This is a genomic window from Streptomyces argenteolus (genome assembly GCF_042902585.1).
GTDB classification, from domain to species: domain Bacteria; phylum Actinomycetota; class Actinomycetes; order Streptomycetales; family Streptomycetaceae; genus Streptomyces; species Streptomyces argenteolus.
On the sequence record NZ_JBIBEG010000004.1, the window covers coordinates 235467 to 249407 of the forward strand.

Annotated in this window: 11 protein-coding genes; 8 read left to right on the plus strand and 3 right to left on the minus strand. The window is 68.8% G+C overall.

All coding sequences use genetic code 11. The features are described 5' to 3' along the window. The 5 genes from ACFY8O_RS17045 to ACFY8O_RS17065 all read left to right on the plus strand — a co-directional run bounded on the left by ACFY8O_RS17045 (position 1) and on the right by ACFY8O_RS17065 (position 6079). Positions 1–561 (plus strand): GTP-binding protein, encoded by a 561-nt coding sequence (locus ACFY8O_RS17045; RefSeq protein WP_145807330.1) that lies wholly within the window; start codon positions 1–3, stop codon positions 559–561. 10 nt (positions 562–571) lie between these two features. Next, a complete protein-coding gene (locus ACFY8O_RS17050) occupies positions 572–1951 on the plus strand; it encodes a cytochrome P450 (protein WP_387902976.1) in 1380 nt (459 codons plus the stop codon). A 104-nt stretch (positions 1952–2055) separates the two neighbouring features. Beyond that, entirely contained in the window at positions 2056–3303 is a 1248-nt protein-coding gene (locus ACFY8O_RS17055; RefSeq protein ID WP_387902979.1) for a cytochrome P450, read from the plus strand. Continuing rightward, positions 3300–4097 carry an enoyl-CoA hydratase/isomerase family protein gene (locus ACFY8O_RS17060; protein ID WP_387902981.1) on the plus strand — a complete coding sequence of 266 codons (798 nt, stop codon included), beginning with the start codon at positions 3300–3302 and terminating at the stop codon, positions 4095–4097. Before ACFY8O_RS17055 ends, ACFY8O_RS17060 begins: the two co-directional genes overlap by 4 nt. Before the next feature lie 608 nt (positions 4098–4705). After that, positions 4706–6079, plus strand: coding sequence for an MFS transporter (locus ACFY8O_RS17065; RefSeq protein ID WP_387902983.1), 1374 nt, complete (start codon positions 4706–4708; stop codon positions 6077–6079). Here the strand turns inward: ACFY8O_RS17065 and ACFY8O_RS17070 are convergent. Next, a complete protein-coding gene (locus tag ACFY8O_RS17070) occupies positions 6046–6642 on the minus strand; it encodes a TetR/AcrR family transcriptional regulator (RefSeq protein WP_387902986.1) in 597 nt (198 codons plus the stop codon). The two genes, ACFY8O_RS17065 and ACFY8O_RS17070, sit on opposite strands and share 34 nt — an antisense overlap. A gap of 176 nt (positions 6643–6818) precedes the next feature. Here ACFY8O_RS17070 and ACFY8O_RS17075 point away from each other — a divergent pair, with 176 nt between their 5' ends. The 3 genes from ACFY8O_RS17075 to ACFY8O_RS17085 all read left to right on the plus strand — a co-directional run bounded on the left by ACFY8O_RS17075 (position 6819) and on the right by ACFY8O_RS17085 (position 11553). Continuing rightward, positions 6819–8393, plus strand: a complete 1575-nt coding sequence (locus ACFY8O_RS17075; RefSeq protein ID WP_387902989.1) for a class I adenylate-forming enzyme family protein — start codon at positions 6819–6821, stop codon at positions 8391–8393. Positions 8394–8416: 23 nt separating this feature from the next. Beyond that, positions 8417–9595: an acyl-CoA dehydrogenase family protein gene (locus ACFY8O_RS17080; RefSeq protein ID WP_387902992.1), complete on the plus strand. Its 1179-nt coding sequence runs from the start codon at positions 8417–8419 to the stop codon at positions 9593–9595. 71 nt (positions 9596–9666) lie between these two features. After that, complete coding sequence (locus tag ACFY8O_RS17085) at positions 9667–11553, plus strand: alkyl/aryl-sulfatase (RefSeq protein WP_387902995.1); 1887 nt, start codon at positions 9667–9669, stop codon at positions 11551–11553. A 553-nt stretch (positions 11554–12106) separates the two neighbouring features. On the opposite strand, the gene ACFY8O_RS17090 is transcribed toward ACFY8O_RS17085, so the two are convergent. Both ACFY8O_RS17090 and ACFY8O_RS17095 read right to left on the minus strand, forming a co-directional pair. Further along, positions 12107–12691 carry a hypothetical protein gene (locus ACFY8O_RS17090; protein WP_387902998.1) on the minus strand — a complete coding sequence of 195 codons (585 nt, stop codon included), beginning with the start codon at positions 12689–12691 and terminating at the stop codon, positions 12107–12109. Positions 12692–13050: 359 nt separating this feature from the next. Then, entirely contained in the window at positions 13051–13929 is an 879-nt protein-coding gene (locus ACFY8O_RS17095; protein ID WP_387903001.1) for a hypothetical protein, read from the minus strand. Positions 13930–13941: the final 12 nt, after the last annotated feature.

Genomic DNA, 13941 nt, shown 5'->3' on the forward strand with positions numbered 1-13941 from the left:
GTGTACCTGGATCCAGATGTCTCCCACGCGGTGAAGATCCTCATAGTGGGGCACTTCGGGGTCGGCAAGACCACCTGCATCGGCAGTCTCTCGGAGATCGAGCCGCTGCGGACCGAGGAGGAGATCACCGAGGCCAGTGTCGGCTTCGATGACCTGTCGGGGGTCCCCGACAAGAAGACCACCACCGTGGCCATGGACTTCGGCCGCCTCACTCTCAGCGACTCGCTGGTCCTCTACCTCTTCGGAACGCCCGGGCAGGAGCGTTTCAAGGAGATGTGGGAGGAGCTCTCCCGGGGGGCCCTGGGCGCGCTCGTCCTCGTCGACCCGGAACGGCTGCACGAGTCCTTCCCCGTACTGGACCTGGTCGAGCGCTTCGGCCTGACGTACGCCATCGCCGTCAACCACTTCGAAGGCACGACGGACTACCCGCTCGACGAGGTGCGCGAGGCACTGAACCTCACCGCGGAGACCCCGGTCGTGAAGTGCGACGTACGCGACGAGAGCTCCTCGGCGCAGGCCCTCATCACCCTCGTGAAACACCTCATGTCCCTACTCGGCTAGGAGCGCAGGAATGCAACAGCCACTTGACCCGCAGGAGATACCCCCCGGCTGCCCCGCGCACGGGAACGTCCAGCTCTACGGCCCGTCCTTCGGAGCGGACCCCGACGGCCACTACGCGCAGCTGCGCGCGTACGGCCTGAGCGCGCCCGTGGACATCGCCCCCGATGTCCAGGCCGAACTCGTCACCAGCTACGACGCCGCGCTGTACGTGCTGCAGAACCCGACCTCCTTCGTCCGCGACTCGCGCCGGTGGAAGGCCCTGAACGAGGGGCGGGTCCCGGCGGACAGCCCCGCGCTGCCCATGATGGGTTACCGTCCCAACGCGCTGTTCAGTGACGGCGCCGCCCATGCCCGGCTGCGCCAGGCCGTCACGGACAGTCTCGCCACCGTCAACGAGCACCAGCTCATCCGGCAGACCCAGCAGTCCGCCAACTACCTGATCAGCCGGTTCAGTTCGGAGCCGCGCGGTCAGGCGGAACTCATGGCGGAGTACGCCCAGCCGCTGCCGCTGCTGGTCTTCAGCGACCTGTTCGGCTGCCCTCCCGAGATCGGCGACCGGGTGATCGCCGGGATCAGCGGCATCTTCGACGGGACCCCCGGGGCCGACGAGGTGCTGGGCGGGGCGCTCACCGAACTGATCGCCCTCAAGCGGCGCCAGCCTGCCGCCGACCTGACGACCCGCCTGATGGAGCACGCCGCCCAGCTCAGCGACGAGGAGGTGCTGCACCAGCTGGTCACCCTGCTCTCCGGCGGCACCGCGCCGCTGACGGCGGCCATCGGCACCAGCAGCGCCCTGTACCTCGGTGAGGAGTGGCAGAGCGGCCTGCCGGTCGAGGACGCGGTGTCGCAGACCCTGTGGAACTACGCGCCGATCGCCAACTACGCGGCCCACTACCCGACCCACGACGTCGAGCTGGGCGGCCGGGTGATCCAGGCGAACGACCCGGTCCTGATCTCCTTCGCCGCGGCCAACACCGACCCCAAGCTGACCGAGCACCGCGAGCAGCTCAGCGCCAAGGCCCATCTGGCCTTCGGGGCCGGCCCGCACGCCTGCCCGGCCAAGGACCCGGCGTTCATGATCGCGGTGACGGCGGTGGAAGCGCTCCTGAACCGGCTGCCCGACGTCGAGATGCGCGTCCCGTTCAAGGCGCTCACCTGGGCCCCCAGTCCGTGGAGCCGTTCGCTGGTGACCCTGCCGATCCGCTTCACCCCGCGGACGGTCCCCTCGGCCGCCGAGTCCGCCGCCCCGCGCGGGAGTCAGGGCTACCAGCAGCAGGCGGGTGCCTCGGCGCCCTCCTCCGCAGGGCCGTCGCGTCCGGCGCCCTCCGCCTCCACGCAGCCCAAGGGAGGCCTGTTCAGCCGCTTCCTGGCCTGGACACGGGGCGAGTGAGGCGAGAGTGATCTAAGTAACCTCCCGTGTACCCAGGGGTAGTGGATGCTTTAACGATCATGTGGGTATGCATGGCGGCTGGTTCTCAGAAAGGAGCCGCCATCATGGGGGTTACCACAACTCCGTCGTACGACCGTCGGGCGTCTGCCTCCCTCTTCTCCCGTCTCCGGACGGCGGGAGGGCAGGCCGACCCCTTCCCGATCTATGCCGAACTCCTCTCGAGAGGAGAGGTCGTGCCCGCTCCTTGGGGCGGCTCGGTCGTCACCGGTTTCGCCGCCTGCGACCAGGTCCTGCGCAGCCGTGACTGGCTGGAGCCCGACAAACGCTGGCGAGAGCGCCAGGGGGCGGGTACGCGGTGGAACGCACCGTCGTCACGCGAGATGAGCAACACCCTGGCCGCCCTCAACCCGCCCGACCACACGAGGGTCCGGCGCGCCGCGGGCACCTTCGACCGGGCCACCGTGGAGCGGATCGGCAGGAACGTCAGCCGGACGGCGGATCGGCTCCTCGACTCCTTCTCGGAACGAATACGCACCGGCGAGGCGGACTTCGCGGCCCTGGTCTGCGAGGAACTGCCGGTTGCCACCATCGGAGACTGGCTCGGGCTGCCCCAGGCGGACTGGCCCCGGCTACGTCAGCTGACTCATGATCAGGTGTTCACCCAGGAGCTGCTCCCCTCGGCCAGCCAGCTCGCCCTGTCCGACGCCGCCACGGCTGAGCTCCGCACCTACTTCATGGAGCTGGTCCGGTATCGCCGCTCCCACCCCGGGGACGATCCCGTCACCGGGTGGATCCGGACCTGGGACGCGATCGAGCCCGACCAGGACAAGGCGGACGAGGGGGTCTACTTCCTCGTCCTGTTCGTCCTGCTGGCCGCCCTGGAGACCACCGCGACCCTGCTCTCGACGATGACGCTCCGGCTCGTCGAGACTCCGGAACGCTGGGACCAGGTCGCCGACAACCCCGATCTCGTGCCGGGGTTCGTCGAGGAGACCCTGCGCTACGACCCGCCGACCCACGTCATCAGCAGGGTCGCCTCCGAGGACCTCATCCTCCGGGGACACGAGATCCGCCGCGACGAGATGGTCCACCTCATGGTCGGCGCGGCGCACCGGGACCCGGCGAGGCACCTCGACCCCGACCGCTTCGACCCGGAACGTGCCCCCGGCCACCTCGCCTTCAGCGGAGGCATCCACTACTGCCTCGGCGCACCGCTGGCCCGCCTCGAGGCACAGACCCTTCTTCGCCGGCTGATCCGCCGCGTTCCCCGTCTCACCCTCGTACGCCCCCCGTCGATGGCGCCCCGCGTGGCGTTCCGGCGCCTTCTGAACCTGGATGTAGCACTCGCATGACCGAACCGATCTCCACCCGCTTCCCCGCTCGCACGCACACCCGCCCCTCCCCCAAGGCGATACTCGTCGAGCAGGACGGACCCGTGCTCCATGTGCGCCTCAACCCCTGGGAGGGGGCGGACACACTCGACGCAGCCGCCCTCGACGACCTGGCCACCCTGCTCGACGACCTGCACGAGAGACCGGACATCCGCGTCCTGACCCTGTCCTCGCGAGGCGAGGACTTCTGTCTGGGCGCGGACCGCGGTGAATACCAGGAGGCTCTGGCCGCCGATCCGACCGGCGCCGGACTGCGGCGCATCGCGGACCGTGCCCAGCGCCTGTGCCAGTCCCTGGAGAACACCCACGCGGTCACCATCGCCCGCCTGCACGGGCGCGTCATCGGCGCGGGACTCGCGCTCGCCTCCTTCTGCGACCTCCGCGCCGGCGCGGACACCAGCCGCTTCCGTATGCCGGAGGTCGGCATCGGCCTCCCGCCCGCCTGGGGCGGCGCGATGGGCCGCCTGGTCTCGGAGGCCGGCGCCGCCAGGATCCGTGAACTCATGCTCACCTGCGACGTGTTCGACGCGGAGGCCGCTCAGCGCCTCGGCCTACTGCACAGGATCGCCCCCCTTGACCGGCTCGACGCGGTCGTCGACGCCTGGACGAGACCCCTGCTCCGGCGCTCGCCCGAAGCGCTCGTCCTCACCAAGCGCATGCTGGCCGGCTACGCACGCGCCGACCGGACGGCGGACATCTCCCTGCTCGACTCCCATCTCCTGACGGCTTCCCTCCAGCAGCACGCGAAGGGCTGATACCGCGAGGGCGACCTCGGCACACCGCGTACGCGTTCGAGGATCCCGACCATGGCCGCCGACCGGGCGGCCCTGCTCGCAGATCCTCGATCGCCCTCTCCCCCTTCAGCACGGCTGACCCCATCCACGCCGGCCCGGTTCCCCCCGCTCCGGCCCCTTCAGTGTGACGGACCGGACGACGGCAGGGCGTGTCGATCGCCCCGCCCCGGCCCGGCGGGGTGCCGCGGTCCGGGCCGGGCCGGCCTTCGGGCACGGGTTCGCAGGCCCCCCAGGCCCCCCGCCACGGGCTCGCCCACGGGCGGGCGGTGAACGGGTCTCGGCCCACGGCCCGGCCTCACCGACCCGCCCGGGGCTCGCCGCATCGGCGGCCTCGCCCTCGTCTCCTCCTGCTCCCCACGGCCCGCCCTCCGAGCGGATTCCGCGCGTCCGTCCTCCGTACCGACACCCGGTTCGATGACGAAGCGGTCCGGATTCAGGAGTGGCCCCCTGCCGTGCGACCGCGCGGCCACCTTGCGAGAACCGTTGACCTTCTGGTGTGAGACGTTTACGTTGCCGAACCAACGACATGTTAATGGACATGTTGTTCGGTTACGCAGCAAGGGAGACTCGTGGTGCCTCGATCCACCGAAGCCGCACCCGCCGAATCCTCGGTACGGCCCGAGCACACACCGCCACGCACGGGCCGCAAAGCCTGGCTGATCCTGGCGATGATCGTGGTCTTCATGATGATCAGCTACGCCGACAAGGCCGTCCTCGGTCTCGCCGCGGTGCCGCTGATGGAGGAGCTCGACATAGGCAAGAGCACCTACGGACTGATCTCCAGCTCCTTCTACCTGCTCTTCAGTCTCTCCGGGCTCGTCGTCGGCTTCTTCTCGGCGAGGGTCTCCAGCCGCGCCCTGCTTCTGGTGATGGCTGCACTCTGGGCGGTCGCCCAGCTCCCGGTCCTGGTGGTGGCCGCCGTGCCCTCACTCATCGCAGGACGCGTCCTGCTCGGCATGGCCGAGGGGCCTGCCGCCTCCATGTCCATGCACGCGCTGTACAAGTGGTTTCCCGCGGGCAGGCGCGGCCTTCCGTCCGCGCTGCAGATCGGCGGAGCCGCGCTCGGGACCGCTGTCTCGGCGCCCCTGCTGACCTGGCTCATCGTCGACCACGGCTGGCGGTCCGCCTTCCTGGCGCTCATGTTCGTCAGCGCGGCCTGGTGCCTGGTCTGGCCCTTCGTGGGACATGACGGACCGTTCGGCGGCGAGCGCCGGCCGTCCAAGGACGCGGGCCGCCCGGCACCCGTGGCGGGTCCGCCTCTGCGCGCCCTGCTGACCAACGGCACCGTGACGGGCGGCATCCTGAGCGCCTTCGGGTCCCACTGGGCGCTGGCCCTGTCGAGCGCGTGGCTTCCGGTCTACCTGCAGACGCAGATGGACATGACCGCCACGGGCGCCTCCAGCGTCGTCAGCGGGGTGTCGGCGGTGAGCCTGATCCTGCTGCTGTCCGTACCCGCGTACGTCGACCGCCTCAAGCGCAGGGGCGTCTCCAGCCGGCACGCGGACGGGATCCCCCAGGGCGCGGCGGTCCTGGTCGCGGGTCTGGCGATGGCCCTGCTGCCCCTCGCCGGCGCCAGGCCCGTCCAGCTCCTGCTGATCGCGGTGGCGTTCGGCTGCCACGCGGTCGCCCTGCCGCTGCACTACGTCACCACAGCGGCGGTCGTGCCCGACGGACGCCGCGGCGCGGTCTTCGGCATCGTGGCCGCTTCGGGAACCCTGCCAGGACTGTTCGTTCCCTATCTGACCGGTCACCTCGTCGACAACGCGGCCACCGAGGCGGCCGGTTACACCGAGGCCTTCCTGCTGTCCGCGGGCGTCATGGCGGTGTGCGGCCTGCTGGCGATCGCGACGGTCAGGCCGGAGCGGGACGCCCTGCGCCTCGAAGCCGCAGGGTCGCCCGCCGCCGCCCCTCAGACAGGCGCGTCGAAGCCCGTGGCCCAGTAGCGGCCACGCAGGGCGAGGTCGAGCAGCATGCGCACGACCTCCTCGGCCGGCATGGGCGGCACGTCGTGTTCCACCCACCACTGCAGCACGCCGACCTGCTCACCCACCCAGGCCCTGGCCAGGACGTCGGAATCGATCCTCGGCTCGACGGCGTTGCGCTCCGAACGGCCCCGGAACTCCTGTGCCGCGACACGCGCACAGGCGTCCGTGAACATCCGCAGCGGTTTGCCGTCACCCTCCCCCCGGAGCACGATCCGGTAGAGGTCACGCTCGTCCTGCGCGTGGCGCAGCATCTGCAGGATCGGTTTACCGGTGAAGCCGACCGCACTGTCCTGCACCGCCGGACGCAGCCGGGTGTCGAGTTCGGCCAGGAGGTCCGCGGCGACCCGGGCGAAGAGCTCGTCCTTGTCGCGGAAGTGACTGTAGAAGGTCGCGCGGGCCACGTCCGCCCGCTGGGTGATGTCCTCGACGCTCAGGGCGGTGAACCCCCGGTCGAGCACGAGTTCCACCAAGGCGTCACGCAATGCCTTGCGCGTCTTGCGGATGCGCCTGTCCTCGGCCAACGCCGTCCCTCTTTCCCTCGCCGCGCCCGGGCCCCCGCAGTGGGGGCGACAGCTCAGTGTACGGAAGCCTTGACAGTCACCCTGTTACTGAACAGACTGTCCGAAAATTTGCAACTCCTCGACTTTCTCGTCCCTCCCCCGCTCACCCTCGCGTGTCGGGTCTCAGGAGCCGCCCCATGAATCTCGGTACGTACCTCACCCGCAGCGCCCGCCACCGGCCCGCCCACCCCGCCCTGGTGTGCGGGGATCAGACCTGGTCGTACGACCGTCTGGAGACCGCCACCAACCGCCTCGCCTCGGCGCTGCTCGGGCAGGGACTGCGCCCCGGCGACGCCGTGGCCTCGCTCGCGTGGAACCGCGCCGAGCTCGTGGAGGTCGAGTTCGCCCTGTACAAGGCGGGGTTGATCCGAGTGCCCGTGAACGCCCGGCTCGGCCGCGCCGAGATCGAGCACATCCTGCGCGACGCGCCCGTCCGGGTCCTGGTCTTCGACGCGGCGCACCGGGCCGACGCCCTGGCCGCAGTGGAGGCGGCCGGCACCGGCTGCCTTCCGGTGCAGCTCGACGACACGGGCGAGTCGCCTGCCACGGGCCCGGAAGTCGTCCCGTACGCCCGTCTGGTGGCCGAAGGGGACGACAGTGCCGTCGCGGTCGAGACCGCTGAACACGATCCCGCCGTACTCAACTTCACCTCGGGCTCGACCGGCGCCCTGAAGGCGGCGGTGCAGACCTTCGGCAACCGTCTCGCCAACATGCGCAAGACCCTCATGAGCGAGGAGTCCCGGCCCGGCCCCGAAACCCGCTATCTGGCCTGCGGACCCATCACGCACGCCACGGGCATGGTGCTGCTCGCGGGTGTCTTCGGTGGCGCGACCACGCATGTCCTGCCGACGTGGAGCGCCGAGGCCTTCCTCGACGCCGTCGAGCGGGAGCGGATCACAGCCACCTTCCTCGTCCCCGCCATGCTCAACATGGTGCTGGCCCATCCGGGGGCCACGGAACGCGACCTGTCGAGCCTCACGAGCGTCCGTATCGGCGGGGCCCCGGTGTCCCCCCAGCGGTTGCGCGAGGCCGTCGCCCTGTTCGGGCCTGTCGTGGCACAGGGGTACGGACTGGCGGAGACCACCAGCGTGGTGGCCGGCCTGTCGAGCGCGGACATCCGGCGGGCGGTGGACGAGGACGCCGAGCTCCTCCGGTCGTGCGGGCGCGCCGCTTACGACTCCGAGGTCCGTGTCGTGGACGAGCGAGGGGACGAACTGCCCCCGCGTGAGGTCGGGGAGATCATCGTGCGCGGTCCCGACTGCGTGCGTGAGTACTGGCACGCACCGGAGCTGTCGGCACAGACCTTCCGCGACGGCTGGGTGCACACCGGTGACCTGGCCTGGATGCGTGAGGACGGCTATCTGTTCCTCGTCGACCGCAAGAAGGACATGATCATTTCCGGCGGCTTCAACATCTACAGCACCGAGGTGGAGACCGCCCTCTACGAACACCCCGCCGTACAGGAGGCCTGCGTCGTCGGTGTGCCCGACGAGAAGTGGGGAGAGGCGGTCAAGGCCGTCGTCGTGACCCGCCCGGGCGAGCACGTCACCGAACAGGAGCTGGCCGACTTCTGTGCCGCCCGGCTCGACCGCTTCAAGAAGCCGCGCTCCGTCGATTTCGTGTCCGCACTCCCTCACAACCGCAACGGCAAGCTCGACCGCAAGGCCGTGCGCGAGCCCTTCTGGGCCGACGCTGACCGGCGCGTGCACTGACAGACCCTCAGGAGAGACCTCTCATGACCTTCTCGTTCCGTCCCACCCACGAGGACCCATACCTCGCCGGCCTCGTCGACCGCCTGCGCGACTATCTCGACGGCGAACTGGCCGACTACGAGCGGGACCGCGGCATCACGCGTGAGTCGCGGCTCACCCGGGCCGACCTGGAACCGGTCTGGCGGCGCAGCCGCGAGCTCGGCTTCTACGGCATCCACCTGCCGGAGGAGTACGGCGGCCAGGCCCTCAGCAACGTCCGGCTCGCCGCCCTCAAGGAGGAGATCGGCGCCTGCGGCCGGGTCCTGGGGCACTCCGTGCTCGGCGACATGGGCGGACCGCTGCGGGCGGGGGACATCCTCAAGCACGCCACGCAGCACCAGCTCACCACCTATCTGCTGCCCCTCGTACGCGGAGAGCGGGCGTGCTGCTTCTCCCTCACCGAGGCAGAAGCCGGCTCCGACGTCCGGTCCATGACGACCACCGCCGTAAAGGACGGGGACGGATACCGGCTGACCGGACACAAGGTGTTCAGTTCGGCCGGGCCGTTCGCCGACTTCTCGATCGTGGTGGCCAGGACGGCCGGTACCGAGGACTCCTTCTCGGCGTTCCTGGTCGACCTGGACAGCCCCGGATGCAGCGTGGTGGAGGGTGCCACGCCGATGTCCGGCGAACACATCGAGAGCGACATCATCCTGTCGGACTGCCGGGTCCCGGCCGCCAACCTGCTGGGCGAGGAGGGCCAAGGGCTGAAGATCGCGTTGGGCCGGGTGACGAGCAACCGGCTGCTGCACTGCCCCACCGCCATCGGTGCGGCCCGCCGGGCACTGCAGCTGACCCGCGACCGGGCGCTGACCCGCACGGCTGCCGGCGGCCGGCCTCTCATGGCACTCCAGTCCATCCAGCACAAGCTGGCCGACATGGCGACCGACCTCTATGCCGCCCGTTCGATGACGTACGCCGCTCTCGTGGCCCTGGACAGCGGCGCGGACGTCCGGGCTGAGGCCTTCATGTGCAAGCTCTTCGTCGCCGAGTCCGCCTTCCGCATCCTCGACCAGGCGGTGCAGATCCACGGCAAGGACGGGCTCACCCAGGGCAACGAGATCGAGTACCTGTTCCGCAAGATGCGGATGTTCCGCGTCCTGACCGGAACCTCCGAGATCCAGCGCAACGGCATCGCCAAGTCGCTGGTCACGCTGGTCTGAGGCGCGACTTCCCGACCTCTTCCGCGACTCCCCGGCCGCCCCGCCTCCGCACCCGAGACGAGACCGAGCACATGACCCCCATCCCGCAGGAGAACACCTGCCCTCCCCCCACGGCCGACGGTGAGCAGGACTTCGCCGACGCGGCCCGGGGCTTCCTCGCCCGCCTCGAACCGGGCACCGTGCACGACGCCGAAGGCCGCCTCGTCTGGGACGCGGACGCCTACGCGTTCCTGGAGGAGGACTGTCCGCCCACGGCCCATCCCTCGCTCTGGCGGCAGAGCCGACTGGTGGCCCGGCAGGGCCTGTTCGAGGTGGTGCCGGGCGTCTACCAGGTGCGTGGCCTGGACCTCTCCAACATCACCTTCGTCGAGGGCCGACGCGGGGTGATCGTCGTCGACCCGCTCATCAGCACGGAGGTGGCCTCGGCGGCGCTCGCCCTCTACCGGTCCAGGCGGGGCGACCGCCCCGTGACCGGGGTGGTGTACACGCACTGCCACGTGGACCACTTCGGCGGGGTACGCGGCGTCATCGACCCCGCCGACGCGGCCTCCGGCAGGGTACCGGTGATCGCTCCCGCCGGGTTCCTGGAACACGCGGCGGGCGAGAACGTGATGACCGGACCGGCCATGGGCCGCCGGTCCGGCTACATGTACGGCGCCGCGCTGCCCAAAGGCCCCACGGGACAGATCGGCTGTGGACTGGGGCAGACCACCTCGCTCGGCAGCATCTCGCTGATCGCGCCCACCCTGGACGTCACCGTCACCGGGCAGACGGAGACCGTCGACGGCGTACGCATGGTCTTCCAGCTCACCCCCGGCACCGAGGCTCCGGCCGAGATGAACTTCCACCTGCCGGAACTGCGCGTCCTGTGCGTGGCGGAGAACGCCTGCCACACGCTGCACAACGTGCTGACCCTGCGTGGCGCCCTGGTCCGTGACCCCAGCGCCTGGGCGCGCTACCTGACGGAGACGCTCAGCCTGTACGCCGATGACACCGACGTCGTCTTCGCCTCGCACCACTGGCCCACCTGGGGCCAGGACCGGGTCGTGCGGTTCCTGGAGGAACAGCGCGACGCCTACGCCTTCCTCCACGACCAGTGCGTACGGCTGATCAACGCGGGCCGCACCGGCGCGGAGATCGCGGAGGAACTGCGCCTCCCGCCCGCGCTGGAGCGGGCCTGGCACGTCCGCGGCTACTACGGCTCGCTCAGTCACAACGCGAAGGCGGTCTACCAGAGGTACATGGGCTGGTTCGACGGCAACCCCGCGCATCTCTGGCAGCACCCGCCGCAGGAGGCCGCGGTGCGGTACGTCGCCTTCATGGGCGGGGCCGACGCCGTCGTCGAGAAGGCCCGCGCGTCGTTCCAGTCCGGGGACCTGCGCTGGACCGCGGAGGTCCTGAGCCACGTGCTCTTCGCCGAGCCGGACCACTCACAGGCTCGTGACCTGCAGGCGGCTGCGCTCGAGCGGCTGGGCCACGGTGCGGAGAGCGGACCGTGGCGCAACTTCTACCTCATGGGCGCAGCGGAGCTGCGTGAGGGCGTACTCGGCACCCCTGGACGCGGCGCGCCCGACATCGTCGCCGCCCTGACGGTCGAACAGATCTTCCGGTCCATGGCTGTCCGCATCAACGGCGCTCGTGCGGCGGCGGCCGGCCGGATGCTGTTGCGCTGGGAGATCACCGCCCCCGGTCCCGCGGCCCCGGCCGAGACGTGGACCGTCCTCCTGTCCAACGGCGCACTCACCCCGATCCCCGGCGACGCCCCGCGCGGTGAGGATCCGGACGTGACCCTGCGGCTGCCGCGTACGGTCCTCGACGCCGTGATGAGCAGAACCACCACACTCGCCGACGCCATCGCCCAGGGGCACGCCGAGGTCGAGGGCGACGTCCGCGTCCTGCTCACCTTCGGAACACTCTCCGACCGGCCCGACCCGCGCTTCCCCATCGTCACACCGTAGGACCGCCCGGGGTGCCGACGGACGCCTCCCCGCCACGAGTGCGAAGGGGTCGCGGAGGGGAAACGTCCGGGCCTGCCACGCCGTGTCGTGGTCCTCCTTGACGACGACCGGGCGTAACTGGGCCGGCACCATCCCCCTCGTCATGCCCGCGCCCCGACCACGAGTCCCGCGCGGACCGTGAGCACGAGCCGGCCGCGTCGCCCGAGTGACAAAAGGGCGGAACGCGAGGCGGTGGAGAGCCTGACCCCCCGGCGGCCGACGTTCCGTCCTGATTGTCGGCAGACCCGACCGGGATCTGACGACCGGACATCGATCGGCTCCCAGCACGAGTTGCCGTAATCACGCGCAGCACCAGGAAGGCACCACACCCCACGTCAGGAGAGCCAGGAAACAATTCCCAACCATGACGTCGCACCAGGTGGGACTGCTCTGACGGTGGGCAGCAAAAGCGAAGCGTTCACGAACGCCATTTCTGCAATCACTTAATTCCTGCGATCGAACAGAACTACTGTTCTCGAACAGGCAGCAATGATCCGCTGGCCTGCAGGAGCGGTTACCAGGTACTCACGAACCTGAACCCGGAGCCATCCCGTCCCTCAGCATAACCGCATGGCTCGATCCGAAGATCTTTCACCTCTCTCATAGGGAACTGGTCGACAATTTCAGCAATCCAAGGCGGCATGACACCGCTCGCCTCTCGGAATAGGTGGACCGGATCCTCCTCTATCAGAATAGATGCCCGATGGAGCACCGTGAGGGACAGGATCACTTCGCGAAAATCTTCGGCGCTCGACAGGGCGACACCACACGCAACCAACCCCCTCCTGATGATTTCCGGATCTCGATTTCGCACTCCAAGTGAGGCCATGCGGACGGCGAAGGCATTGAAAACCCGCCAGGCGGAGCGGCGGGTGAACCTCACTATTACCTCCATATCCGCGGAGCTGGTGATGGCGCGGATGGCTGCGTCGACATGCGCATCCTCGACGCAGGGAATTTCCCGCACTCCGTATCCAATATACTTTTGCGGATCCAGAGCTTCCCATTGCTCTTCCGAGAGCATCATGACCTCATCTCCAGTTCCCCACTTTCTTCCACCGAAGATGCCATCTTCCCCATATCCCCCGTTTTCGAACACCTCCAGCCCTGTCGCGAAGTCCAGAGGCCGCCGACGCTCGGCATCTCACAGATTTGACGAGGCGGTGGATCTCCCACCGCCTGCGGAAATCCTCGGCGGGGGGGGGCCGGGGAGCCCGGGGTAGGTGGGCACGACGTTGCGAGCCAGGTGCAACGGTCCGCGACTTCAGGGGCGTGGAGGCCGAAATGGCTCGACCAAGGGGCGGCTTCCCACATCAGGAGCTGTGCTCCAGATCGAAGCGCTGGAGAAACGTCTGCCATAGTCTTCCCACGCCATCCCGGGTGGCACCTGCGAAGGGTCATAGCCACAACGGCGGAGCAGAGCAGTTCTTCGACAGATGCTCAGATCATCGACCCACATCACGCCGGGCCCCTGCAATTGGAGGTCACAACCTTCCCGGAGCATCTCCACGCGTTTTCTCCGTCGGCATACATTTCACTGAGCGTGAAACGCTGCGCCGGATGACTGGGCAGCGCTTCCGTGAAAATTTCACCCTCTGCCGGAATTCTTACGGGACCATGCTCACCGGCAGTGTCGGTATATCTTGCTTCGATATGCCACCTACAAGACTCACGCCCAACGGCGGACTGCACCCTCAATGCGCCGGGCGCCGCACCGTCACCCAGGTCAATTTGGTTGTACCAGAAGTAAGGCTCTCCTTTGTGTTCATCGTTCTCGTCGACGGCTATCGGATTATCATTTCCGCTGTCCAGATCCCAGAGCACTCCCGGAACTTCGACTGTCCCGGCGGGAGGTTGGGTCACCACTGTCTGAGCGGTCGACGGGGAGCAGCTGTCGATTTTTGACTTCATATCGACGATCGAAAGTTCTGCATTCCGATCGCTGTGCAGATTCAGGAAAAAGCTGCGTGCCGTATTGTCCCTGCCCAGCGCGTAGCCCGCGTAGGTGATCACTCGCGCTCCCAAGGGTGCGAGGATCTTGTGTACTTGAGCAAAGTATTCAGTACCCTCACCCCTGACACTGGTCAATTGCTTCTGTTCCGCCTGCGTGAGCGGGCGGTCCAGCACCATGTGCCACGGGTTGGCGAACCCGGGACCGAAGGTCTCATACCTGAGTTCCACAGTGAACGGAGGGTCCTTGAAGTCCGCCTTCTTCTCTGCGTCTTTCTGAGTGCGAACGGTCGAGTCAGCAGTCAAGGTGTCGAGAGCGAAGGGTATCCAGTAGGTGGCAACGCCGCCCACGAAAACCCCGACGACCAAAAGAAGGGTGGCGTACATTGCCCGCTGTTT